The sequence below is a fragment of the Aeromonas sp. R1-2 genome, assembly GCF_040908505.1.
GTDB classification, from domain to species: domain Bacteria; phylum Pseudomonadota; class Gammaproteobacteria; order Enterobacterales; family Aeromonadaceae; genus Aeromonas; species Aeromonas veronii.
Genome location: NZ_JBFODU010000010.1, coordinates 114010 through 139543, shown reverse-complemented (window position 1 = coordinate 139543; position 25534 = coordinate 114010). Strand labels below are relative to the sequence as shown.

At 60.2% G+C, this 25534-nt stretch carries 20 protein-coding genes; 15 read left to right on the top strand and 5 right to left on the bottom strand.

Features of this window, described 5'->3' with window-relative positions:
• Positions 1–41: 41 nt before the first annotated feature.
• The 6 genes from AB5Y76_RS02850 to AB5Y76_RS02825 all read left to right on the top strand — a co-directional run bounded on the left by AB5Y76_RS02850 (position 42) and on the right by AB5Y76_RS02825 (position 9046).
• Entirely contained in the window at positions 42–3113 is a 3072-nt protein-coding gene (locus AB5Y76_RS02850; protein ID WP_263717360.1) for an FAD-binding and (Fe-S)-binding domain-containing protein, read from the top strand.
• On the top strand, positions 3113–3601 hold the full coding sequence (locus tag AB5Y76_RS02845; protein ID WP_206899826.1) for a hypothetical protein: 489 nt from the start codon (positions 3113–3115) through the stop codon (positions 3599–3601). Before AB5Y76_RS02850 ends, AB5Y76_RS02845 begins: the two co-directional genes overlap by 1 nt.
• 167 nt (positions 3602–3768) lie before the next feature.
• Entirely contained in the window at positions 3769–4230 is a 462-nt protein-coding gene (locus tag AB5Y76_RS02840; RefSeq protein ID WP_005337262.1) for a hotdog fold thioesterase, read from the top strand.
• 180 nt (positions 4231–4410) lie between these two features.
• Positions 4411–6312: a DEAD/DEAH box helicase gene (locus tag AB5Y76_RS02835; RefSeq protein WP_263717359.1), complete on the top strand. Its 1902-nt coding sequence runs from the start codon at positions 4411–4413 to the stop codon at positions 6310–6312.
• 333 nt (positions 6313–6645) lie between these two features.
• Positions 6646–7128, top strand: a complete 483-nt coding sequence (locus AB5Y76_RS02830; protein WP_263717358.1) for a molybdopterin-binding oxidoreductase — start codon at positions 6646–6648, stop codon at positions 7126–7128.
• A 1-nt stretch (position 7129) separates the two neighbouring features.
• Complete coding sequence (locus tag AB5Y76_RS02825; protein ID WP_064338214.1) at positions 7130–9046, top strand: bifunctional diguanylate cyclase/phosphodiesterase; 1917 nt, start codon at positions 7130–7132, stop codon at positions 9044–9046.
• Between the two features lie 134 nt (positions 9047–9180).
• On the opposite strand, the gene AB5Y76_RS02820 is transcribed toward AB5Y76_RS02825, so the two are convergent.
• The 3 genes from AB5Y76_RS02820 to AB5Y76_RS02810 form a co-directional block, all read right to left on the bottom strand.
• Positions 9181–10503 (bottom strand): Na+/H+ antiporter family protein, encoded by a 1323-nt coding sequence (locus AB5Y76_RS02820; RefSeq protein WP_005344933.1) that lies wholly within the window; start codon positions 10501–10503, stop codon positions 9181–9183.
• 273 nt (positions 10504–10776) lie between these two features.
• Positions 10777–11454 carry a ribonuclease T gene (gene rnt, locus AB5Y76_RS02815; RefSeq protein ID WP_005333780.1) on the bottom strand — a complete coding sequence of 226 codons (678 nt, stop codon included), beginning with the start codon at positions 11452–11454 and terminating at the stop codon, positions 10777–10779.
• Between the two features lie 99 nt (positions 11455–11553).
• Positions 11554–12297, bottom strand: a complete 744-nt coding sequence (locus AB5Y76_RS02810; RefSeq protein ID WP_263717357.1) for a phosphatase PAP2 family protein — start codon at positions 12295–12297, stop codon at positions 11554–11556.
• Positions 12298–12543: 246 nt separating this feature from the next.
• On the opposite strand from AB5Y76_RS02810, the gene AB5Y76_RS02805 reads away from it, so the two are divergent.
• From AB5Y76_RS02805 to AB5Y76_RS02765, 9 genes are all read left to right on the top strand, one after another.
• Positions 12544–13677 (top strand): 4-phosphoerythronate dehydrogenase, encoded by a 1134-nt coding sequence (locus AB5Y76_RS02805; protein WP_263717356.1) that lies wholly within the window; start codon positions 12544–12546, stop codon positions 13675–13677.
• A 182-nt stretch (positions 13678–13859) separates the two neighbouring features.
• Positions 13860–14876, top strand: coding sequence for an aspartate-semialdehyde dehydrogenase (locus AB5Y76_RS02800; protein ID WP_005344937.1), 1017 nt, complete (start codon positions 13860–13862; stop codon positions 14874–14876).
• Between the two features lie 271 nt (positions 14877–15147).
• Entirely contained in the window at positions 15148–17352 is a 2205-nt protein-coding gene (locus AB5Y76_RS02795) for a FimV/HubP family polar landmark protein (RefSeq protein WP_263717354.1), read from the top strand.
• A gap of 200 nt (positions 17353–17552) precedes the next feature.
• Positions 17553–18362 carry a tRNA pseudouridine(38-40) synthase TruA gene (gene truA / locus AB5Y76_RS02790; protein ID WP_040066446.1) on the top strand — a complete coding sequence of 270 codons (810 nt, stop codon included), beginning with the start codon at positions 17553–17555 and terminating at the stop codon, positions 18360–18362.
• 119 nt (positions 18363–18481) lie between these two features.
• A complete protein-coding gene (gene accD, locus AB5Y76_RS02785) occupies positions 18482–19345 on the top strand; it encodes an acetyl-CoA carboxylase, carboxyltransferase subunit beta (RefSeq protein WP_005333765.1) in 864 nt (287 codons plus the stop codon).
• Between the two features lie 2 nt (positions 19346–19347).
• A complete protein-coding gene (gene folC / locus AB5Y76_RS02780) occupies positions 19348–20607 on the top strand; it encodes a bifunctional tetrahydrofolate synthase/dihydrofolate synthase (protein ID WP_263717353.1) in 1260 nt (419 codons plus the stop codon).
• 74 nt (positions 20608–20681) lie between these two features.
• On the top strand, positions 20682–21482 hold the full coding sequence (dedD, locus tag AB5Y76_RS02775; protein ID WP_263717352.1) for a cell division protein DedD: 801 nt from the start codon (positions 20682–20684) through the stop codon (positions 21480–21482).
• Between the two features lie 171 nt (positions 21483–21653).
• Positions 21654–21971 (top strand): heavy metal-binding domain-containing protein, encoded by a 318-nt coding sequence (locus AB5Y76_RS02770; protein ID WP_005333757.1) that lies wholly within the window; start codon positions 21654–21656, stop codon positions 21969–21971.
• A 252-nt stretch (positions 21972–22223) separates the two neighbouring features.
• On the top strand, positions 22224–22826 hold the full coding sequence (locus tag AB5Y76_RS02765; RefSeq protein WP_236356557.1) for a hypothetical protein: 603 nt from the start codon (positions 22224–22226) through the stop codon (positions 22824–22826).
• A 100-nt stretch (positions 22827–22926) separates the two neighbouring features.
• On the opposite strand, the gene cysG is transcribed toward AB5Y76_RS02765, so the two are convergent.
• Entirely contained in the window at positions 22927–24318 is a 1392-nt protein-coding gene (gene cysG, locus AB5Y76_RS02760) for a siroheme synthase CysG (RefSeq protein WP_263717351.1), read from the bottom strand.
• A 197-nt stretch (positions 24319–24515) separates the two neighbouring features.
• Complete coding sequence (gene asrC, locus AB5Y76_RS02755; RefSeq protein WP_040066440.1) at positions 24516–25526, bottom strand: sulfite reductase subunit C; 1011 nt, start codon at positions 25524–25526, stop codon at positions 24516–24518.
• Positions 25527–25534 lie beyond the last annotated feature (8 nt).

Here is a 25534-nt window from a genome sequence, read left to right as displayed (position 1 = left end):
CCGGCGTGCCGGCATCAAGCAAAGGATGGGAACAAGGATTCATGATCCCGAGACTCGATTACCAGGACAGTTTGTCACCCACAACCCTGCAGTTTCTTGAGTTGCTAGAGCGCAGCGCATTTCGTGGTGATATCGAAAAGTCTTATGCAAGCCGGTTGGCGATGGCGACGGATAACAGCGTCTATCAGGTAGTACCTCAGGCGGTTCTCTATCCGCGCAGTGCGGACGACATAGCAGCAATGCTCAAGCTGGCCGCAGAGCCGGCGTTCGCCTCCCTGAGTTTTTTCCCTCGTGGTGGCGGTACCGGCACCAATGGCCAGTCATTGGGCGGCGGCATTATCGTCGATCTCTCCCGTTATATGAACCAGATCATGGAAATTAATCTGGATGAGGGGTGGGTGCGCGCCCAGGCCGGGGTGGTGAAAGACCAGCTCAACGCCTATCTCAAGCCCCATGGCTACTTCTTCTCGCCGGATCTCTCCACCTCCAACCGCGCCACCTTAGGCGGCATGATCAACACCGACGCCTCGGGGCAGGGGTCTCTGGTTTACGGCAAAACCTCGGATCACGTGCTGGGGCTCAAAGCGGTGCTGGAGAATGGCGACATCATGGCCACCGAGCCGCTGACCGGTGAGCGACTGACCGACAAGCTGGCGCTGGAGAATCGGGAAGGGGAGATCTATCGCACCCTCTATCGTATCGGCAAGGAGCGCCGCGCCGACATCGAGGCGACCTTCCCCAAGCTCAACCGCTTTCTGACCGGCTACGATCTCAAGCACCTCTATCAACCCGATACCGACACGCTGGATGTGAGCCGGGTGCTGTGCGGATCTGAAGGGTCTCTCGGCTTTATCACCGAAGCCAAACTCAATATCACGCCAATCCCGCGCTACCGCACCTTGGTCAACGTCAAGTACGACAGTTTCCCCTCCGCCCTGCGCAACGCCCCCTTTATGGTTGAAGCCCAAGCGCTGTCGGTGGAGACGGTGGATTCCCGGGTGCTCGGGTTGGCCCGCGCCGACATCATCTGGCATTCGGTGAAAGAGCTTATTCAGGATGTGCCCGGCAAGGATCTGCAGGGGCTCAACATCGTCGAGTTTGCCGACACCGACGAGGCAGAACACAGGGCCAAGGTGGCGGAGCTCTGCCGTCGTATCGACGCGCTGCTGGCCAAGGGCGAGGCAGGGATCATCGGCTATCAGGTGTGTGACCACTTGCCGAGCATCGAGACCATCTACACCATGCGCAAGAAGTCGGTGGGGCTGCTGGGCAACGCCGAAGGACGCAAGAAGCCGGTGGCCTTCACCGAAGATACCGCGGTGCCGCCCGAGTCATTGGCCGATTTCATCATGGAGTTTCGCGCCCTGCTGGATGCCCACGGCCTCGACTACGGCATGTTCGGCCACGTCGATGCCGGTGTGCTGCACGTGCGCCCGGCGCTAGATTTGTGCGATCCCGAGCAGGAGGTGCTGCTGCGCCGCATCTCCGATCAGGTGGTAGCGCTCACTGCCAAATATGGCGGCTTGATGTGGGGGGAACATGGCAAGGGCTTTCGCTCCGAATACAGCCCCGCCTTCTTTGGCGAGTTGTGGGAGGAGCTGCAGCGCGTCAAGGGGGCGTTCGACCCGGCCAACCGTATCAACCCGGGCAAGATCTGTATCCCCTATGGCAGCGATGCCGAGCTGGTGTCGGTGGATGGGCCCAAGCGCGGCAAGTTTGACCGCCAGATCCCGCTCGCGGTGCGCACCAGCTACACCCGCGCCATGGATTGCAACGGCAACGGTCTCTGCTTCACCTTCGAGACCGACTCCCCCATGTGCCCCTCGGTCAAGGTCAGCCGCGATCGCCGCCACTCCCCCAAGGGGCGGGCGGGCCTGATGCGTGAATGGTTGCGTCAGCTGGCGGAACAGGGCTTCGATCCGTTGGCGGAAGAGGTTGCACTGCAATCCGGTGGTGTGCGCTTCAAACAGCTGGTGGACAAGGTGCGCAACAGCTGGGCTAAACAGCGCGGCGAGTATGATTTCTCCCATGAGGTGATGGAGGCGATGGCGGGCTGTCTGGCCTGCAAGGCGTGCACCAGTCAGTGCCCGATCAAGGTGGATGTACCCGATTTTCGCGCCCGCTTTATGCAGCTCTATCACGGTCGCTACCTGCGCGCCCCCAAGGATTACTTCGTCGGCACCGTCGAAAGCTATACGCCGTTGCTTGCCAAGGCGCCGAAGCTGGTCAACTTTTTCCTCGAAAAAGAGTGGGCCCAGAAGGCGACCGAGAAGAGCATCGGCATGGTCGATGTGCCGCTGCTCTCGGTGCCGACCCTTGCCGAGAGCCTGCACGATAACCGTGCCCGCTATTTTGATCTGCCGGGGTTGGAGCGCATGAGCGTCGAGCAGCGCAAGCAGGTGGTGCTCATCGTGCAGGATCCCTTCACCAGTTATTACGACGCCCCTGTGGTGCGCGACCTGGTGAAACTCGCCAGCAAGCTCGGCTTCCAGCCCTACTTGCTGCCCTTTAAACCCAACGGTAAACCCCAGCATATCAAGGGGTTCCTGCGCGCCTTTGCCCGTACAGCGGCCAACAGCGCCCAGTTCCTCAACAAGGTGGCGGCGCTTGGCATTCCCATGGTGGGGGTGGATCCGGCCATGGTGCTCTGCTATCGCGACGAGTATGCCAAGGCGCTGGGGTCGGCCCGCGGTGATTTTCAGGTGTTGTTGCCGCAGGAGTGGCTGCTCTCGCTGCCAGCAGATCAACTGCCTGCTCGCACTGACAAGACCAAGAGCGAGGAGGGGGGCGAGCCCTGGTATCTCTTTGCCCACTGCACCGAGAAGACCGCCAAGCCCTCCACTCACGGCGACTGGAGCACCCTGTTTGGCCGCTTCGGGGCCAGCTTGCAGCCAGTCTCTGTGGGTTGCTGCGGTATGGCGGGCACCTATGGTCACGACGTCAAACAGGTGGAGAACTCCAAGGGGATTTATGGGTTGAGCTGGGCCGACCCGCTCGCCCGCCTGCCCAGAGCGCGCTGTCTGGCGACCGGCTATTCGTGTCGCAGTCAGGTCAAGCGGATGGAGGGGGAAAAGCTCAAACATCCATTGCAAGCCCTGCTGGAGCTGCTCTGATGCTGACGTTTCCCAAGCGGTTTCGGGTGCCGAAGGCCTATCGGCACCCACGTTTCTTGCTGTTACCCACCACTCCCGCTCAGGCGGTGGTGGAGTTTGTCGCCATGTTGCGCGAGCGCGAGCAGCTCCATCAGCTGTTTCGCCCGCACGATCTCTGGCCCTCCGCCAACTTCAGCCTGAGCCAGCACGAAGGAGATCTGGAGTGGCAGCAGTCGGAGTTTCTGGCCAAGCGCTCCTTTGCCTATGGCCTCTGGAGCCCGGATCGGGAGCCGCAATTTTGGGGCGGGGTTTATCTCTACCCCTCGGTGTTGCCAGAGGTAGCGGTGGAGCTTTTCTTCTGGAAGGTGGCCGAGGCGCCCATCACGGATGAAGAGCTGGAGATTCAGCTGCGCGAGTGGCTCGCCAGGGTGTGGCAGTGGCCAGCCCCCCGCTTGCCGGGGCGAGATGTGCCGTGGGCCGAGTGGCCCGGCGTTACCTACCCCTGGTAACATCCCGCTTAATGGCATGATTGTGTAACACGCAGCGCCGAGTCGGGGCTGCGTTGTTACCACGTCACCTGGTAACCAACAACTCATATAACCGAACCATGTTGCCGATGGAGGTCGTTTCACTCATATCGGTACGCATTCATCGCTACATAAGGAGTCTGCTCGCAATGAGTCACGATATTGCGCCTATATGGCGTAAACCCATGAGTCTGGAGGGGCTCAACGCCACCTCTCGCAACACCCTGATGGCCCATCTCGATATCGTCTACACCGCTTTTGGCCCCGACTGGTTGGAAGCGACCATGCCGGTGGATCACCGCACCCACCAGCCCCTTGGCATGCTGCACGGTGGTGCCTCTGTTGTGCTGGCGGAGACGCTTGGGTCGCTTGCGGCCAATATGGCGGTCGGGCCAGATAGCTACTGTGTGGGGTTGGAGGTGAATGCCAACCATCTGCGGGCCAAACGGGAAGGGGTGGTGACCGGGCGTTGCGCACCGCTCCATCTGGGAGCAACAACCCAAGTGTGGCAGATTGAAATTCGGGACGAACGTGAGCGTTTATTGTGCACCAGCCGACTGACCATGGCGGTGCTCAAACACAAGCGGGGCAAGGACTCCAGCGAGGAGTGATCTGCAATAACGCACTATGAGTGCAAAATAAGCAAGCCATACTCGTCAGATCCCTCTATAATTGCCAACGTCTTGAGAGGCTTATCACATTTTTCAAGACAGCAGAACAAAGTGGCGCTATAATCGCCGCCTTTTTGCTATTCCGCGGTGTTAGCCGCCTGCCTTAATCTGGAAGAATCTATGTCTGATACCGAACAACTGCCCCTTTTTAGTGAGCTTGGACTGGCCGCGCCTGTATTGAAAGCGCTGCAGGACGTGGGCTATGAGCGCCCGTCACCGATCCAGGCCGCAGCAATTCCCCACCTGATGGCGGGACACGATCTGCTGGGGCAGGCGCAAACCGGTACAGGGAAGACCGCTGCTTTTGCCTTGCCTCTGTTGTCTCGTCTGGAAGCTGGTAACCGCAACACCCAGATCCTGGTGCTGGCGCCTACCCGCGAACTGGCGCTGCAAGTGGCTGAAGCGTGCCAACGCTACGCCCACCACATGCCTGATTTTCACGTACTGCCCATCTACGGCGGTGCCTCCTACGAAACCCAGACCCGTGCCCTGCGTCGCGGTGCTCAGGTTGTCGTCGGTACTCCGGGCCGCGTGATGGATCTGATCCGTCGCAAGAACCTGGAACTCTCCGGCCTGAAAGCTCTGGTACTGGACGAAGCTGATGAAATGCTGCGTATGGGCTTCATCGACGACGTTGACTGGATCATGGAGCAGTGCCCGAGCACTCGTCAGGTTGCCCTGTTTTCTGCCACCATGCCGGAGCAGATCCGTCGCGTGGCCCAGAAGCACCTGAAGCAGCCCAAAGAGATCAAGATCGCCTCCAAGACTGCTACCGCGACCACTATTCGCCAGCGCTACTGGCAAGTGACCGGTCTGCACAAGCTGGACGCCATGACCCGTCTGCTGGAAGTGGAATCCTACGAAGCCTTGCTGGTGTTCGTGCGTACCAAGAACGCTGCCGAAGAGCTGGCTGGCAAGCTGGCCGCCCGTGGTCACGCCTGTGAAGCGCTGCATGGCGACATCCCGCAGAAACTGCGTGAGCGTACCGTTGACAAACTGCGTCAAGGCCAGCTGGATATCCTGATCGCCACCGACGTTGTCGCCCGTGGTCTGGACGTTGAGCGCATCACTCACGTAGTGAACTACGACATTCCGTACGACACCGAATCTTACGTTCACCGTATCGGTCGTACCGGTCGTGCCGGTCGTAAAGGCGAAGCCATCCTGTTCGTCGCTCCCCGCGAGCGTCGTATGCTGCGCGCCATCGAGCACGCAACTCGCCAGGCCATCGAGCCGATGAAGATGCCGAGTACCGAGGACATCAACCAGCATCGTCTGGCCAAGTTCAAAGAGCGCATCCGCGAAACCATGATGGGTGAAGAGCTCGAGATCTACCACAACCTGGTCAACGAGCTGATCGAAGAGGATTCTGCCGATCCGCTGGAGCTGGCTGCTGCACTGGCCAAGCTGGTACAGGGTGACCAACCGCTGCTGCTGGATGACTCCATTCCGGATCCGCTGCTGAATGCTGGCAACGATCGTGGTGGCTTCGAGCGCCGTGACTTCAACGACCGTGGCGGTCGTGACTTCGGTGACCGTGGCGATCGTCCTGCCCGTCGCATGCCGTCCCTGGAGCCCCGTCCGCTGAAAGATAACCCGGATGTGGAGATGGAGCGCTATCGCGTAGACGTGGGTGCCCATCACGGTGTCAAGCCGGGCCAGATCGTAGGCGCCATCGCCAACGAAGCGAACATCGAGAGCCGCTTCATCGGCAACATCGACATCGCTGATGACTTCTCCACCGTCGATCTGCCGAAAGGCATGACCGCCGATGTACTGGAAGTGATCAAGAAAGCCCGTGTTTGCCAGCGTCCGCTGCAAATCACCCGCTACACCGAAGTGCCGGCCGGTGGCAACACCAGCAGCCGTCCGCCCCGTGGTGATCGTCCTTTCCGTGGCGACCGTCCTTTCAACAAGGATCGCCGTCCCCAGGGTGACCGTCCGTTCAACAAGAGCGGGGAGCGCCGTGAAGGTGGCTTCAACAAAGATCGCAAATTCGGTGGCAAGCGTCGCGAAAGCTGATTGCTGATCCCGTTATGAAGAAGGCCGCTCATGGAGCGGCCTTTTTTTGTATCTGCGATAGGGACTGTACCGTCAGTTTGCCTGTGTAGGGGTCATATTTCTGTTCCATAAGCCAGGTCGAGAGCCAAAGGGACATGAATATTTTCCGATGCAGTTGTGACATTCGGAGCCAGGATGCCATGCTTTTGGTGGCATTCGGGTACAGCCTGATGCAGGTTGCCTGTTGTGGTGAGCTGGTTGCAGCAACATTGTTTTGCATTGTGACTCTACCGTTGTCATGTGGGTGAGCAGAGTGAAACCAATAAAACAAACAGTACGATACGGAGGTCTATCATGGGTGGATGGCTTGGCAGTATGTTGCTGTTATCCGGCTGTCTCGTTTCTGGCATGGTGTTGGCTGATGATCCTTTCCTCAAGATCAAGGGAAATGGCTGTTGTAATGGTAAAGGGGAGGTCGTGTTGACCCGGGCCGAGTTTGAGGCCTTGCCTCAGACAGAGGTCAAGACCGAGACCCCTTGGACCGAGGGGGTGCACACCTATCGTGGTGTGCTGCTGCGAGACCTGGTCAAGATGTATGGTCTCAAGAGTGGGGAGGTCAAGGCGGTCGCCATCAATGACTACTGGGCAGCTGTGCCGCTGGAAGATGGAGATAAATATGCGGTACTGCTGGCCGAGAAGCAGGATGGCAAGGTGTTGACCCTGCGCAACAAGGGGCCGCTCTGGATCATCTATCCCCTCTCTGATCACCCGGAGCTGAACAAGGAGCTCTATCACAGCCGGATGGTGTGGCAACTGACGGCGATTGAGAGCAAATAAGATGCTGCGCGGCAAGTTTCTGAGCTTGATCCTGATGGTGACTGCCTTTTTGGGGGTCGCCATCTGGTCGGTCTGGAACTATGACCGTGCTTTTAATGCTGTGACCCGCTATACCCAACTCTCCGCCTGGGCGTTGGCGCAGCTGGAGCTGGAAATCCGTGGCTTTGATGAGGCGCTCTCTCTCTATCGCACCGGTTCGACCAGTCAGAAAGAGATGAACAAGCGTTTTGATATTGCCTGGAACCGCCTCGATGTCTTCCTGCACGGTGAAGAGGCAAAGCAGGTCCGAGCTCGCTTTGGTGCTGAACAAGCGGTAGGGAAGATCATGGCCCTGTTCGAGAAGTATGAGCAGGCCGTGGTCAGTGGAGATCGAGATTCGAAAGAACTTGCTCGTTTCGCCGAGGAGTTGGCTCGGGATCTGGCTGCCATCCGCGATGTGATGGTGAAAAATTTCACCGGTCCATCCGCTATTGCCCAGCGGGAGGTACTCAACTCGTCGCGTATCCAGAACTTCTTCATTCTGGCTTTCTTGATGTTGGCGACCGTGGTGATGCTGCTGATGCTGTTTCGCGAAGTGCGCCACCAGCACTTTCTTGCGTGGAATGATGCGCTAACCCGCTTGCCAAACCGGGCCTCCTTGATCAAACACCTCAAGCAGCTGACGGGACATAAAGGGGGGCGCAGCAGCGTGACCGTCTGTCTGGTGGATCTTGGCCATTTCAGGGAGGTAAATGACAGCCTGGGCTACGAGGTGGGGGATGCATTGCTGACGCAACTGGCCGAGCGGATCCGCGCGGTATCGGTTGACGGTCTCTTTGCCGCCCGAACCGGTAGCGATGAGTTTGCCATTATTATTTCCGGCGTTATGCCCACCTATTTGCGCTTTCCATTTCTGGAGCAGCTGCGTAACGAACTTGCCGGGCTTGCCTTGGCGACTGATCCCGCCCACCGGGTGCGGGTCTTTATGGGGGTCAGCCAGTACGTGCGACCGGTACACACGCCGGAGGAGATGCTGCTGTTTGCCGATATCGCCCTCGACAGTGCCAAGCGCAAGCGGCTGAATCGTTACGTGGTTTTCTCCAGCAGCATGTATCAGCACTATCTGCGCAACCGCCGTTTGTCGACCGAGTTGCGCGAGCTGATCCAGCACCACAGCAATTTGCAGTTGAGCCTCTACTATCAGCCCATTGTCCGTGGTCAAGGTAGGGTGCGACTGGGGGCTGAGGTACTGATCCGCTGGAATCACCCGGAGTACGGGTTTATTCCGCCCCTCGATATCATCTCGCTGGCGGAAGATAACGGGCTGGGGGAGGCGCTCGGGTTATGGATCTTCCGGCGCTTGCAACATGATCTCGCCATTTTCCCGAGCGACTTGATTGAACCGCTGGAGATCTCGGTCAACCTCTCGAGTTCCATGTTCACTATAGGGTTGGCAGCCCAGCTGGATGAGAACATGAGGGAGGGGCCGCTAAGCCTGCAACAGCTGATCGTAGAGCTGACCGAAACGATTGCTCTGGATGATATCGAGCTGAGCAAGCAGATCATCGATACCCTGCGTCATATCGGAGTGCGGGTGGCCCTTGATGATTTCGGTACCGGCTGGTCATCGTTCTCCTACTTGCGGGAACTCTATTTCGACAAGCTCAAGATTGACCGCTCATTTATCACTGCCATCGACAACGATACCCGTCAGGCCCTGTTCGTCGAGGCGATCACCAGCCTCTCTCATCAACTCGGTGTGCGGGTGGTGGCGGAAGGGGTGGAGAACAACGATGAGCTGAAGGCGGTGCTGAGCATCGGCGTTGATGAAATTCAGGGCTATTTCTACTCGAGGCCCTTGCCGTTGCAGGACTTTTTGCTGTTCTGCCATCGCTACTTTATCAATCGGAGCATCATGCAGGAGGTTGCGCTGGGTTAGCGAGCGGTACCTTTTCACCGTCACCACAAGCTAACGTGCTGTTGTTTATCTAGTCGAATACAACAAGAAGGCGACCATCTGGTCGCCTTCTTGTTGTGCATTGTGACGTGCAGAGTTCGCAGCCCGAGGGGCTATCAGAGCACCATGGCGGCAATCCAGCCGAAGATCACCAGCGGGATGTTGTAGTGAATAAAGGTGGGCACCACGCTGTCCCAGATATGGTCGTGCTGACCATCTGCGTTGAGGCCGGAGGTGGGCCCCAGAGTCGAGTCGGAGGCTGGTGAACCCGCATCCCCCAGCGCGCCAGCGGTACCAACCAGTGCGATGATCGCCATTGGTGAGAAGCCAAGCTGCAGACAGAGCGGCACATAGATGGTGGCGATGATGGGCACGGTGGAGAAGGAAGAACCGATCCCCATGGTGATGAGCAGACCCACCAGCAGCATCAGGAAGGCGGCGATCCCCTTGTGCTGACCGATGCCGGAGGCGACCACCTGAACCAGAGAGTCGACCCCGTGGGTTGCCTTCATCACCGCGGCAAAACCGGCGGCGGAGATCATGATGAAGCCGATCAGCGACATCATCCGCACCCCTTGGGTGAAAGCATCCTGGCTTTCGCGAAACTTGATGACGCCGCCGCAGGTGAAGATGACAAAACCGGCCAGTGCACCCAGTACGATGCTGTTGGTCATCAGTTGCAGCCCCAGCGCTACGCCAATGGCCAGCAGGGCCACCCAGATGTGGGTGAGATTGAGCTCGACCGCTTCGGGCTCGGCATCCAGGATCTTGGCCAGATCGTACTGGCGCGGTTTGCGATAGCTGATGAATACCGCAATCAGCAGGCCCAGTACCATACCGGCGACCGGAATGGCCATCGCCAGCGGGATCTGGCTGGTGGTGATGGGCACGCCGTTATCAATCAGGTTCTTGGCCAGAATGTTGTTCAGGAAGATGCCACCAAAGCCGACCGGCAGCACCATATAGGTAGCTGTCAGGCCAAAGGTGATGACACAGGCCACCTGACGACGGTCGATCTGCATCTGCGCCATCACATGCAGCAGCGGCGGGATCAGGATGGGAATAAAGGCGATGTGAACCGGGATCAGGTTCTGGGAGGAGATCGCCACGGCCAGCACGGAAGAGAGCAGCAGGGTTTTGACCCACATGATGCGGGTCGAGCTGGCATCCTTGCCCAACTGGCTGATCACCTTGCGGGCCAGCAGGTCGGTGATCCCGGAGCGGGAGATGGCAACCGCAAAGGCGCCCAGCATGGCGTAGGAGAGAGCAATCTCGGCGCCACCGCCCAGGCCACCGCTGAAGGTGGTGAGGGTATCGGTCAACGACAGCCCACCGACCAGGCCGCCAGCAATGGCCCCCAGCGCCAGCGAGACCACCACATTGATCCGCAGCAGACTGAGCACCAGCATCAGCCCGACTGCGATAACAACTGGATTCATTTGATTTCCTTATAGTTTGTTATTGCTGTCTGTCATGTGAAGGGGAGTTAGTTTGCGAAAAATGTGACAAATGTCGAGAAAAAAATCAGTCAAACCCCTCATATCGCAGCAGCATGTGGCACAAGGTTGCTCAACATGAGGGTTTGTGACCTGTTTGTCTCCGTGCATCCCGTGCGCAGCGGTGGATAGTGACGTTGATAGCGATTTCCGATGCGCCGTGCAATCAATCACTTCCCCAAAAAGCGAAGGCTGCCAGTGGCAGCCTTCGTCCGTTTATTCTTGCCCCTCATCGTCGGCAGGAGCATCGGTTGTGTCATCATCCGGATGCGCTGGCGGCCAACCCCCCATGCTCTTCCAGCGGTTAACGATATGACAGAACAGCTCTGTGGTGCGTTCGGTGTCATAGAGGGCAGAGTGCGCCTCTTTATTGTCAAACGGGATGCGGGCGCTCTGGCACGCTTTGGCCAGCACGGTCTGCCCCAGCGCCAATCCGGAGAGGGCTGCGGTGTCGAAGGTCGCAAACGGGTGGAACGGATTGCGCTTGAGGCCAGCGCGCTCGGCGGCAGCCATCACGAAGCCGTGATCAAAGGTGGCGTTGTGGGCCACTATGATGGCGCGGCCGCAATCCTGCTCCTTCATCCCCTTGCGGATCCCCTTGAAGATCTCGGTCAGTGCCTCTTTTTCCGAGACAGCGCCACGCAACGGGTTGTAGGGGTCGATGCCGGTGAACTCCAGCGCAGCCTTTTCCAGGTTGGCCCCTTCGAAAGGCTCGACATGAAAGTGGAATACCTGATCGGGAACGAGCCAGCCCTGCTCATCCATTTTCAGGGTGTAAGCCGCGATTTCGAGCAGGGCATCGGTCTTGGCGTTGAACCCGGCTGTTTCAACATCGATGACGACGGGGTAAAAACCACGGAAACGGCCCTTGAGGGTATGAACTGCGTCGGTCATGGGATCTCGGTCGGGATAAAATGAGGCGGCATTATGGCAAAAAAGCACAGGCTTGTCCTCCCATCCCACGCAGTCGGCCGCGCCAAGATGGCGCACAATTCAATATCTGTGCAGCCACCAGCGGGCGGCAACCAACGCCGTGAGCGTGCCCAACAGGGCGCTGGCCAGCACATCCACCGGCCAATGCATTCCCATTACCATGCGTGACAGACCAACCCCTAGCGCCCACAACGGCAGCAGCCAGACGCCCGTGGGGGCGCGGGCCAGCCAGATAAGGCCAAAGAACTGGGCCAGGCTGATGGCGGCGATACTGTGGCCGGAGGGGAAGGCGTAGTTCACCTCGGCCTGCCAGTGGTGGCCGAGCCACTCTGGCAGGGCCAGCAACTGGCTGGCGGCGTGAACCTGTTCACTGCGCACATCGATGCTACTGGCGTAGAAGTGCTTGATGGCCGGGATCAGCGCCTGACTCTCCAGCCAGAGCAGATAGGGTCTGGGCTCTTCGGTCAGGTGTTTGATCAGGCTCTTGAGCACCCAGTCGCTGGCGAGCAGGGCTGCAAGCGCACACCCCAGCGCAATGAAGGGAGCCAGCTCCAGTTTGAGTTTGTAGCGGGTCAGCAACAGCAAGAGGGCGCCACTGACCCCGATCCCGGGAATATCGACCATGCGGGTGAGGGCGTATGACCACCATAACCAGCCTGATTGCAGTGAACCGGTCAGAAAAGGCTGCCAGGGCAATGTGGCGAGTAGTAACAGGGGCAGGATTAACAGGGCTGTGAAGCCAAGCACCTGACTGCGGGTGAGTGAGGCGGTTGACATTGGGAGCGGCGGAGCGTGTGGCGGCATGGTGGGTATGGGCGATCGCGAAAAAGAGGGCATTGTGCCACCGTGATATGCCCGGACAAAGCCGAGCAGCACGTTTGTTACCTCTGCTTACACATTTGTGGCGACATCCTCTGTTTGAGCGGGCGGATGGAGCGGCTGCCGCGCAATGTGGGCCCGTTTCGCGCCGGATTGCATCACAGGCTGAAATCTCGGGCGGCTTTGCGCTAGAATGGCGCCCCCGTGGCGGTTGTGACCAAAGAGAGCCCGATGAAGATAGTCGTTGATGAGAATATGCCCCATGCCGTGGAGCTGTTTGCCGAATTTGGCGAGGTGATCCCCTTGCCCGGACGGCAGATGCAGGCCCGCGATCTGCTCGATGCCGATGTGCTGCTGGTGCGTTCGGTCACCCGCGTCAACGGCAATTTGCTGGCGACCAGCCCCAAACTCGGGTTTGTCGGCACCGCCACCATAGGCACCGACCATGTGGACAAGGCGTTGCTGGCAAGCCGCAATATTCCCTTCTTCAGCGCCCCCGGTTGCAACAAGTATTCGGTGGGGGATTATGTGCTCTCCGCCCTGCTGGTGCTGGCGGAGCGCTATGAACTCGACCTCTCGGCCATGACGTTGGCGGTGATTGGCGCGGGCAATACCGGCGAGTGCGTGGCGACCAAGGCCCAAGCGCTCGGCATGCGGGTGCTGCGCTGCGATCCGCCCAAGGCGCGGGAAAATCCCGCAGCGGGTTTTGTCGATTATCAGGCCGCCCTTGGCGCCGATATTGTCAGCTTCCACGTGCCGATCACACGCGAAGGAGTGGATGCCACCTACCATCTGCTCGATGCCGAACAGATTGCCGCGCGCCCTGCCGGGCAGATCCTGATCAATGCTTCCCGTGGCGAGGTGTGGGATAACCGGGCCCTGCTGGCGCGTCAGTTGGGCGATACGCCTTTGCGACTGGTGATGGATGTGTGGGAGAACGAGCCCGAGCCACTGGCTGCGCTGGTGCCCCATACCGAGATTGCCACCCCCCATATAGCCGGTTACAGCCTGGAGGGGAAGGCCCGCGGTACCTGGATGCTCTACCAGGCGCTCTGCCAGCAGCTGGGACGCCAGCCTCGTCAGGATTTGAGTAAGCTCCTGCCAGCCCCCGATGTGCAGGCGGTGGTGCCGGGCCGCGCACCGGATCAGGCGTTGATCAAGCAGCTGGTGCATCTGGTTTATGACGTGCGCCGCGATGATGCCCGTTTCCGGGCCCGACTCGGTCTGCCCGGCAGCTTTGACGAGCAGCGCAAACACTACCCCGAGCGCCGTGAACTATCCTCCCTGCAGGTTGAGGGGGCGTTTGCCGACCAAGCGCTGGGCGAGCTGGGATTTGCGCTGTCACGCCCCCGAATCGGGGACTAGGAGTTGGAAGATAACCGGAAGGGGTGAGCCGTACTGCCTACCTCGCTCCCATTTTTTTACTGAGCTGGCGCAGATGCTACTGCGCCGGCTCAGCCATATCAGGCTGCGTCATCTCGCCGTGCGGGAGCCTGCCGACCATGGCGCCACCCGGCGCCATTGCAGCATTATCAGAGGAGAACAGAATGAGCCAGCAGTTTAACGTAGCAGTATTGGGTGCCAGCGGCGCCGTGGGTCAGGCGATGATCGAGATCCTGGAAGAGCGCGAATTTCCGGTAGCGACCCTCTATCCGCTGGCTTCCAGCCGCAGCGCCGGTGATACCGTGCGCTTTGGCGGCAAGAACCTCGAGATCCTCGATGTGGAGGAGTTTGACTGGAGCCAGGTACAGATCGCACTCTTCTCCGCCGGTGCCGAGGTCTCTGCCAAGTGGGCGCCGATTGCTGCCGAACACGGCTGCATCGTCATCGACAACACCTCCTGCTTCCGTTACGACGAAGATATCCCGCTGGTGATCCCGGAAGTGAACCCGGATGCGCTGGCCGATTTTCGCAATCGCAACATCATCGCCAACCCCAATTGTTCCACCATCCAGATGCTGGTGGCTTTGAAGCCGCTGCACGACGAAGTGGGCATTGCCCGCATCAACGTGGCCACCTATCAATCCGTATCAGGCTCCGGCAAAGAGGGGGTCAGCGAGCTGGCAGGTCAGACAGCTCATCTGCTCAACGGCCGTCCGGTGGAACCGACCCTTTATCCGCAACAGATCGCCTTTAACCTGATCCCGCAGATCGACAGCTTCACCGACAACGGCTACACCCGTGAAGAGATGAAGATGGTATGGGAAACCCAGAAGATCCTCGGCGATGCCAGCATTGCCGTGAACCCCACCTGCGTGCGGGTGCCGGTCTTCTACGGCCACGCCGAGGCGGTACACGTCGAACTGCACCAGCCGCTCGATGCCGAACAGGTCAAGGACCTGCTGCGCAATGCGCCGGGTGTGACCCTGTTTGATGACGAAGGGGACTATCCGACCCCGGTGCGTGACGCAACCGGCAAGGATGAGGTGCTGGTGGGTCGGGTGCGCCAGGATATTTCTCATCCAAGTGGTATCAATATGTGGATCGTGGCCGATAACGTTCGTAAGGGCGCGGCAACCAACAGTGTACAGATTGCCGAGCTGCTGGTTCGCGACTATCTGTAAGGCTGGTCAGATGCCACCGATGCGCAGCAGGGAGTGCTGCGCATCCGGCCTGTGATCAAACCGGGGTGTGACCCATGCCGCACTCCGTCACTTCAAGATTCTGTTGCGATATCAACTGATTAAGTTTTTTCCTACACTCAGGGTCAAGTTGGGTGCTAAATGTGTCGGACTGCTGGCTTGCCAGGCGAGCCTGATTTATATTGAACCGACTGTTTTGGGGTAACTATCCAGATTTTTCAATGTGATAGGGCCGTCATACGAAGGAACGAATATGGGACATTCCCGCATAACATTGGCAACGCTACTCGCATTGGGTCTGCTGGGCACCGTCCAGGCTGAAGACTCGGCGCGGGAGCCTTTTTTTGTCGAGCTAAAAGGCCCTGACGAACCCGCACCTCCCGCCGTCAATTCCCAGCCGCTGGCGCAGCCGGTCGCCAGACCCGTCGCACAACCGGTGCGTACAACCGCCCAGCCGGTGGTGCGTCAGGTCACTGCCAATGCCGGTAGCTATGGCCCTGTTCGTCCGACCGATACCCTCTGGAGCCTGGCGAGCAAATATCGCCCCTCCAATCGGGTCAGCGTCTACCAGACCATGGTGGCGATTTACGAGAAAAACCCCCGCAGTTTCGCCGATGGCAATATCAACCACATTCTGGTGGGATCCCGCATTCTGCTGCCGACCGCGGCCGAGGCGAGCGTCATTACTGATGCTCAGGCTCGCGCCAAGTTCCGCAGCGACAACGCCAGCTGGAAGGGGTTAAGCCCCAAATATCTGGCTGACAAGCAGGCCCATACCGCCAAACCGGCTGCCGCCAAACCCGCGAAGGTTGAAGCCGTCAAGACCGAGTCGGTGAAGGCTGCGCCTGCGCCGCTGCCAGTGGCGAAAGCCGCCCCCATTCCAGCCCCGGTGGTGGCACCGCAAGCGGCGGCTGAAACCAAAGAAGTGGCCAAGGTGAGCGAGCCTGCGCCGAAAGAGGCGGTAGCACCTGCTCCGAGCGCAGCAGAAGGCACCACACCAGCGCCTCTGCCTTCCGATCTGGATAAACCGGTGGGCAAACCGGCTACCGAGATGGCGCTGGCACTGGAAGATGCCAATGCCCAGCTCGGCCAGGTGACCGAGATGAACCACAGGCTCAAGCTGCGTCTGCAATCCCTGACCGAAGAGGTGGAGACCCTCAAGGCCCAGCTGCAGGATCAGACCGCGCTGCAAAAAGAGATTGCCGAGCTCAAGGCGCAACCGGTCCCGCCGGTGGCAGCCGAGCCTGAGCCTGAGAAAAACTGGTTGATGGATCTGCTCTCCTCGCCGCTCAACCTCGCCATGATCATCCTGCTGCCGGTGCTGCTGGTATTGGCACTGGTGACTCTGTGGCTGCGTGCCCGTGCTCGCCGCGAACTGGAAGAGCAGGAGAAGAGTCTCTCCGAATCCACCGCCATGATGATGGATCAGGAGCAGAGCGAGTTTGATGATCTGCTGAGCGTCGATGTGACCGACAACGAGCCGGTGCGCCCGGTGCCGGATCTCAACACACCGGATGGCTTTATGCCGATGGAGTCTGACGAGCCGGCCGCCAAGCCGGATGTCGATCTGGTGTTCAGTGACGAGGGCGAGATGGAGCTGCAGGGCTTTGAGCCCGAGCGGATGGCGGCCCAGCCAGCCAGTCGTGACCCGGATCTGGTGCCGGATCTCGATCTCTCGCTGGATGAGCCCATTGCGCTGGCCAACGAGCCCGCCATGGATCTGGCCAGCGAGTTCAACCCCAAGCCCAAGGCCGCTGACGAGATCATGAGCGAAGAGGAGCTGCAGGCAGCCCTGTTTGCCGAGCTGGATGCGGATCTCTCCGCCGACCTCGAGCCCGATTTGAGCTCCATCGACGAAGTCGGCGCCGCTGACGACGGTCTGGCGAGCTTCGATCTCGGTGATTTCGACAGTGCCCTCGACGAGCCTGCTGCTGGCAAAGATGATAACGCCATTGATCTCAGTGCCGCAGAGGACGCTGACGAGAGTGCGGATGCCATGCTGGCCGAGCTCGGTCTTGAGCCTGTCAAGGCGAAGGAAGCGGAGCTGGATCTGGAGTGGGATCCCAACGAGCTGGCGCTCTCCGATTTCGAAGATGCGTTTGCCGAGGTGGAGTCTCATCCGGCAGATGTTCAACCCCGTGAGCAGGCGCAGGAGAGCGGCTACGTCGAGATTGACAAGCTGCTGGCTGAAGCGGATGCCACCGCGCCGGAGCAGGAGCCGTATCAGGGCTTCTCGCTGGATGTGGGGCTCGATGGCTTCCCCGAGGTGCTGCCGGAATCCACCGGATTTGACGTGGATGCCGACGACGGCGGTGTGGGTGCCAAGCTGGATCTGGCCCGTGCATACCTCGAGATTGATGACAAGGATAGCGCTCGCGAGCTGCTGCAAGAGGCGGCGGAACAGGGTAGCGATCACCAGCGCGCCGAAGCCGAGAAGTTACTCAAGCGGTTGGGCTAAAGCATTCCCCATTACGGGGTCAGCAAAACGGGGGCAGCCAGCAGGCTGCCCTCTTCTTTTGGCGAGTTGCGACGGTGCGAGTATGGCCGCGCAGGCTCGCAATCCAGGCCAATTGCGCGCGTGGTGGGACTTTTCGGGCTGAGCGCGTATAATCCGCCCCGTTTCTTTCACTGCGTTTTCACAACAAGACAAGTTTATCCATGCGAATTGCCCTAGGTATTGAATATGACGGCAGCCGGTATTTCGGCTGGCAGCGTCAGCGTGAAGTGATCAGCGTGCAGGCTGAACTGGAGACGGCGCTGAGCCGGATTGCCAACCATCCTGTCTCCATCCAGTGTGCCGGACGCACCGATGCCGGTGTCCATGCGACCGGTCAGGTGATCCACTTCGATACCGAGGCGAACCGTGCCGAAGGGGCCTGGACCCTGGGGCTCAATTCCAACCTGCCGCCGGATATCGCCGTGCGCTGGGTCAAGCAGGTGGACGAGAGCTTCCACGCCCGCTTCAGCGCCACCGCCCGTCGCTACCGCTATGTCATCTACAACCACAACTACCGGCCGGCGATCCTCGGCAGTGGCGTCAGCCACTACCACGAGACCATCGATGCCGAGTTGATGCACCAGGCGGGCCAGAGCCTGCTGGGGGAGCACGACTTCAGCACCTTCCGTGCCGTCGCCTGCCAATCCAACACCCCGTGGCGCAATGTGACCCATCTGTGTGTCAGCCGCTCCGGCCCCTACATCGTGCTCGACATCAAGGCCAACGCCTTCCTGCACCATATGGTGCGCAACATCACCGGCTCCCTGCTGCTGGTGGGGCAGGGGCTCAAACCGGTGGAGTGGATTGCCGAGGTGCTGGCTGCCAAGGATCGCAATCTGGCCGGGCCGACCGCCAAGGCCGGTGGCCTCTATCTGGTCGACGTGGATTACCCGGCCGAGTTTGCTCTGCCGCAGTTGCCGCTCGGCCCGCTGTGGCTGCCGGACTCGGCACCGGGTACGACCAGTTTTTAGTAACTGCGCCCGAAAAATTGTGGTTTAATGACCCGTCATTTGTTGCCATCGAGCTATTAAGTCATTGAACAATCTAGGCTCGATGCGTTTTGTCAGGCACAAAAGCATTAAGGAATTCCATGAGCTGGCTTGAGAAGATTCTTCCCAAGAGCAAGATCACTGCGCCCCGTCGTCACAACATTCCGGAAGGGGTGTGGACCAAGTGCAGTGCTTGTGAACAGGTGCTCTACCGGGCAGAGTTGGAGCGCAACCTCGAAGTGTGCCCCAAGTGTGATCATCATATGCGCATCAGCGCCCGCGCCCGTCTCGAGAGCTTCCTCGATGAGCAGGGTCGTACCGAGATCGGTGCCGAGCTGGAGCCGCAGGATGTACTGAAATTCAAGGATTCCAAGCGCTACAAGGATCGTTTGTCTGCCGCTCAGAAAGAGACGGCGGAGAAAGATGCGCTGGTGGTGATGAAAGGGACCCTCAAAGGGGTACCGGTTGTCGCCTGTTCGTTCGAATTCTCCTTCATGGGTGGCTCCATGGCCTCCGTGGTCGGTGCCCGCTTTGTACGCGCCGTCGAGGAGTGCATCAAGGAAGGCCGTGGCCTGGTCTGCTTCTCCGCCTCTGGTGGTGCTCGCATGCAGGAAGCCCTCTTCTCCCTGATGCAGATGGCCAAGACCAGTGCAGCGCTGGACCGACTCACCAAGGCGGGCCTGCCCTATATCTCCGTGCTGACCGACCCCACCATGGGTGGCGTCTCTGCCAGTTTGGCGATGCTGGGTGACATCAACGTGGGCGAGCCCAAGGCGCTGATCGGCTTTGCAGGTCCGCGTGTTATCGAGCAGACCGTGCGCGAGAAGCTGCCGGAAGGCTTCCAGCGCTCCGAGTTCCTGCTGGAAAAGGGTGCCATCGATATCATCATCGATCGCCGCGAAATGCGTAACCGTCTGGCCAGCCTGCTCGCCAAAATGCTGAATACTCACGTCATCGAAGAGTGAAGATGAGTTCAAACATGCAACAATCCCAAAGCCGGTCGCTTGTCGACTGGCTTTCTTATTTGGAGCAGATCCATCCGGTCAATATCGACATGGGGCTGGATCGGGTCGGTGCTGTCGCCCGGCGCATGGGTCTCACCCAGCTGCCGTTCAAGGTGATCACGGTGGCGGGCACCAACGGCAAAGGCTCCAGCTGTGCCATGGCGGCCAGCATTCTGATGACCGCAGGCTACAAGGTCGGCGTCTACTCCTCGCCACATCTGCTGCGCTTTACCGAGCGGGTGCGGGTCAACGGGCAAGAGCTGTCCGACAGCGATCACTGCGCCGCTTTTGCCGAAGTGGAAGCGGCGCGTGGCGAGATTGCCCTTACCTTCTTCGAGTTCGCCACCCTGGCTGGCTTGTGGCTCTTCTGCCGCGCCGCCCCCGATGTGCTGCTGCTGGAAGTGGGACTGGGCGGTCGGCTCGACGCCACCAACGTGGTGGAGTCCGATGTGGCGATGATCACCTCCATTGCCCTCGATCACTGCGACTGGCTGGGTGATACCCGCGAAGCGGTAGCGGTGGAGAAGGCTGGGGTCTATCGCGCCGGTAAACCCGCCATCAGTGGCGAGCCCAATCCGCCTGCGACTATCGCCAGCGAAGCCCAGCGTATTGGCGCAAACCTGCGTCAGGTCGGTATCGATTTTCGTGGCGATGAGCACGAGAGCGGTTGGGATTATCACGGCCTCAACCAGTGGCGGGATCTGCCAAAACCAGCGCTGCCGCTGATGAACGCGGTGACCGTGCTGGCGGCGCTGGAATCCCTCGGCTTGCCGCTGCCGGAGTCCGCCATTCGTGACGGGCTGGCCAATGCCCGGCTGGCTGGCCGGATGCAGCAGCTGCAAAGTGCGCCGCTGGTGATCGTCGATGTGGCCCATAACCCCCATTCGGCAGCCTATCTGGCCGCGCAATTGCGCAAGATGCCCTGCGCGGGTGTACGCCGTGCCGTGGTCGGCATGCTCAAAGACAAGGACATGGCGGGATCCCTTGCCGAACTCGATGGTCTGATCGGCGAGTGGTATCTGGCCAGCCTCACCGGCCCGCGCGCCGCCACCGCTGCGCAACTGGCTGCGGCGTTGGGAGAGGGCAAGGGCCCTGCCAGGGAGTTTGATGATGTCAGCGCCGCTTATCAGGCAGCGTTGGCCGCATCGAGTCCGGACGATATGGTCATTGTGTTTGGTTCGTTTTACACTGTCGCCGACATTCTGGCGGGTGTCGCCGTCTAGGCCACACCCCGGCTCCCCGGCCCTCGGGCGGGGAGCCAAATCGCATATTGAGTTACGTAAAGGTAGGATTCAACTTGGCCTCGAAGTTTCAAAACCGTCTGGTGGGCACCGTCATCCTGGTGGCCCTGGTTGTTATTTTCCTGCCGGACTTGCTGGATGGTCACAAGCTGGCACAAAAGGAGGAGGCCTTTGCCAAGATCCCGCTGCGCCCCGAGCTGGAGCCTGCCAAGCCTGCGCTGCAGGTCTCGGCAGCCAGCAGCCTGCCCGCCGATCATCTGGCCAGCCAGCAACAGGCCTCTGCGGCCCAACAGTGGCAAGTGGAAGAGGTGGCTGACCCCATGACCCTCGCCGGTCAGGGCAACGGTGCGCAACCGGCGACAACCCCTGCCGCACCGGCGCCGGTCCAGCCGCAACAGAATGTCCAACCCAAGCCACAGCCCAAGCCGGAAGTGGTGGCCAAAAAACCGGTCGAACCGCCCAAGCCAGCACCCAAGCCGACGCCAGCCAAACCGGTTGAAGTGGCCAAGGCGCCCGCACCGGCCAAGCCGCAGGCGGGTCAGATCAAGTCCCTCGACGATCTGATTGAAAGCAAGATGACCCAGCCGACCACACCCGCGCCTGCTGCGGCACCGGCACAGGGTAGCTGGATCCTCCAGCTTGGCGCCTTCAAGAACGTCGACAGCGTCAACGCGCTGGTGAGCAAGCTGCGAGCGGCGGGCTACTCTGCCCACACCTCGCCGCGCACACCGGTGCAGGGTCAGCTCAACCGGGTCTTTATCGGACCGGATGTCTCCAAGGCCAAACTGCAGGGGATGCAGGGGCGGATCTCCCAGATGACCGGCCTCAGTGGCTCAGTGGTCTCTTACAATCCGTGACGGCTTGCCGTTGGCAATGGCCCTCTGAAACAAACACCGCGCCCCGTGCGCGGTGTTTTTTTATCTGGCCGTCGTGATTTTTAAGGACGGCGTCGTACAGGTCACCCCCCGGTTGGGATTTTCGGGCAGTTGGGGTAGTCTGAGCCCTTCTGCTACTCACAGGAGTTCAAGATGATCCTCTCGACGACCCCCACGCTGGAAGGCAAAACCATTCGTGAATACCGCGGCATAGTGGTAGGCGAAGCCATTCTCGGCGCCAACATTTTCAAGGATCTCTTTGCCGGGATCCGCGACATCATCGGCGGCCGCTCCGGTGCCTATGAAAAAGAGCTGGCCCGTGCCCGCGAGATCGCTTTCGATGAGCTGAAAGAGCGCGCCGCCGCCCTTGGCGCCAATGCGGTGGTCGGCATCGATATCGACTACGAAGTGGTGGGGCAAAATGGCAGCATGCTGATGGTCAGCATCAGTGGCACCGCCGTGGTGGTCTGATCGGGCATCCACTTCTGCATGGGCAATGAGCCGATAACCGGGTTATCGGCTTTTTTATTGCCTGTCTGATACGTGGCGGCTGGCGGGGTTGTCACTCAACCTATTGATTTTAAATATTTATATTTATTAATAATTCCACTGACCGGTTTTATTTTTTTTAACTGGGTAGCCCGAGAGGGTCAAGCTAGAGTGCCGCCATCAGGAACGACACCGCTCACGGACGAGGTTCTCTTCTCTTGAAGGCGTATCACTATGAATCTAAAACCTGCTCTGCTGACCCTTGTCATGTTGGCCATGACCGCCCATGCCGGCAGTGCCCTCGCGGCGCTGCCAAATTTCAGCGCCACCTGTCCCACCGATATCCGGGTCAAGTCACAAGGGGGCAACGTCTTTATCAATGGCAAGAAGGCGACCCTGAAAACACTGGCGCCCGCCGCCTATTCGGCCACAAACGGCAAGGTGGTCATCGGGATCACCTTCGATCTGCCCGCCAGCGAACCCACCCTGGATTACGTCATCAAGCATGATCGCCGGGCCCACGGCTTTTGCACCGTGCACGCCTGGTCGGCGGGCAAGGCAGCCGCACTGCCGATGGCCAAGGGGGACTCGCCCTATCAGGGCAAGTGGATCGCCAAAAACCGCGAGACAGGCGCCACGGTGGCCAATATTCAGGTGGATGGCAAGGAGCAGGTGTGGGTCAACGGAGTCAAGGTGAAGGCGAAACGGGCCGATGGTGCGCTGCAGTTTCGTCAGGGCACCATCCTCTACACCTTGCAGGGGGATCCGCGCATTCGCGATGAGAGCGACTGGAATGACAGCGATGTTCAGAATACCGGCCCCATCCGGCTCGAGTAACAGACACGCCGTGCCACGGCTTGGTCATTGATGCAAAAAACAGAGAGCGGCATGGCCGCTCTCTGTTTTGTTGTCTCTATTGGGTGATCGCCGTGCGGGGTTAGATGCCGTGGATGGCGTTGGCTTCCCCATACCAGTCCAGCTTGTCGGCCAGAGTGACCACCGAGCCGATGATGATGAGACTCGGGCTCTTCACCTGACGGGCCAGTTCGGCCAACTGCTGCAGCTCGCCGCGCACCACCCGCTGGCTGAGCTGGGTGCCTTGCTCCACCAGCGCCACCGGGGTGTGGCCGGGCATGCCGTGGGTTTGCAGCGCATCCTGAATGCGGGCGGCGTGGGCCAGCCCCATGTAGAAGACCAGGGTCTGGCGTGGGGCGGCCAGCGCCGACCACTCCTGGGCGATATTGCCCTCCTTGTCGTGGCCGGTGATGAACTGCACTCGCTGGGCGTGATCGCGGTGGGTGAGGGGAATGCCGCTGTAGGCGGCGCAGCCTGAGGCTGCCGTAATGCCCGGTACCACCGAGAAGGGGATGCCCGCCTCGGCCAGGGTCTCCAGCTCCTCACCGCCACGGCCAAAGATAAAGGGATCGCCCCCCTTGAGCCGCACCACCTGTTTGCCCAGCTGCGCTTGTTCCAGCAACAGCTGGTTGATCGCCTGCTGGGGCACACAGTGGCGGCCCGCCTCCTTGCCAACAAAGATCCGCTCGGCATCCCGGCGAACAAGTGCCAGCACCTCCTGCGAGACCAGCCGGTCATAGACCACCACATCCGCCTGTTGCAACTGCTGCAAGCCGCTTAAGGTGAGCAGCCCCGCATCGCCGGGGCCCGCGCCCACCAGGATGACGCTTCCCTTGCTCTGTGGTTGCTCATCGAGTAGCTCGGCGACGCTCTGCTCGGCGGCCTGTTGCTGGCCGCGGGCCAGCTGGCATGCCAGTCGCTCATGGCTAAAGAGCCGCTCCCAGAAGCGGCGGCGGGCCAGCTTGTCCGGAATGAGTTTGACCCGCTCGCGCAGCTTGCCTGCCAGCGCCGCGAGCTGGCCGAGGTGTTGCGGTAGCATGGCTTCGAGTTTTTCCCGCAGCTGGCGGCTCAGTACCGGCGCCGCACCTGCGCTGGAGATGGCCACCATCAGCGGCGAGCGGTCAATGATCGCGGGCATGATGGCGCTGCAGTGGGCCGGAGAGTCCACCACATTGCAGAAGATCTGGCGCAGGCTTGCTTCGTTGAAGACCTGCTGGTTGACCTCTGGCTGGTTGGTGGCGGCGATCACCAGCCACTTGCCATCGAGCAGCTCGGGGTGAAAGCCGGCGGCGCAGACGGTCAGCCGTCCCTGCTCGGCCCAGCTCATCAGCTGGGGTTCCAGGTGCGGGGCATTGATGGTGATCTTCGCCTTGGCATCGAGCAGCAGGCGCGCCTTGCGCACCGCCACCTCACCGCCGCCGACGATCAGAACCGGCTTGTTTTGCAGCTGACAGAAGAGAGGGAGAAAGTCCATAACAGGCTCCGGATGCTGGCCCGCTCGCAATGCCGCGCCGGGCGAGATAGCAGGGCACGCCGTGACGCACCCCGGATAGTCGGGGGAAAGATCCCCCGACGGGAATAAAAAAGGGGAAGGGTGATCTACGCCCGGGCCAACGACAGATCCCCACCGGTGTCGGCCACTTGATCACGCTTCCCCAAACGAGGTTTTTCCTATTGCACCGCTTTGACGTGCATGTTGGCGACGTACTGATCTTCGGCCCAGAAGATGCGGTCAGCGACCATGGCTTCCGGGTTGAGGGTGACGCCGCGCAGCACCCGCTCCTTGAACTTGTGATAACCGGCCCGGTCGATAAGGTGACCCATGTGCAGATAGATGGGTTTGCCATCCAGCATCTCGGCCTCGAACTCGAACAGGTTCTTGATCACTGCGTGCAGCACCTCTTCGGTGACCCAGTTGAGGAACAGCTTGCCAGTACGGGGGGTCTTCTTGCTGGTGCGTCCCCCCAGCTTGACCATGTAGAGCTGCTTGGGATCCCGCTGCCAGGCCAGGGTCGGACAGGCCAGCACGCACTCGCCACAGCCGATGCACTTGCTCTCCTCCTTGACCGCCTTGCCATGCTTGATGGCGAGGCAATCGACCGCGTGGTGGCTGCACGCCTTGACGCAGGCGCCGCAGCCGATACAGCGCTCGGCATTGAAGTGGATTTTGGCGATGCCGAGGATGCCGAAGTCGGCCATGTTGGCCTTGGCGCAGTCGTTGGGACAGCCGGCGATCACCATCTTGAGGTGATAAGGGTTGGGGTAGAGGTGCTTCTCCATCCGTTGGGCCAGCCCGGTGCAGTCGATATTGCCCTTCTGGCAGATGGTGTTGCCCTGACAGGCGACGATGTTGCGCCCGCCGATGGTCTGGTAACCGGCTGTGGTGTCCTCTACCTCGATGCCGCAGGTCTCCACCTCGATCTCCTTGATAAAGGGTTCGAGGGCGGCGTTGACCTTGTCCATGTCCTGATACTTGATGCCGGGCATCGCCAGCTTCTGGCGGGTGGTGAGGTGGATCAGGCCGTTGCCATACTGTTCGGCGATCTGCTGGGCCACTGCCAGCAGGTGCGCGGGCATGATCCCGCCGGGAATGCGTACGCTGATCATCGCTTCGCCGCGCACCTTGGAGAGGCGGTATTCGTTCTTGGCGCGGGCCTTGATGATGTCGATATCGAGACTCATGGTGTTCT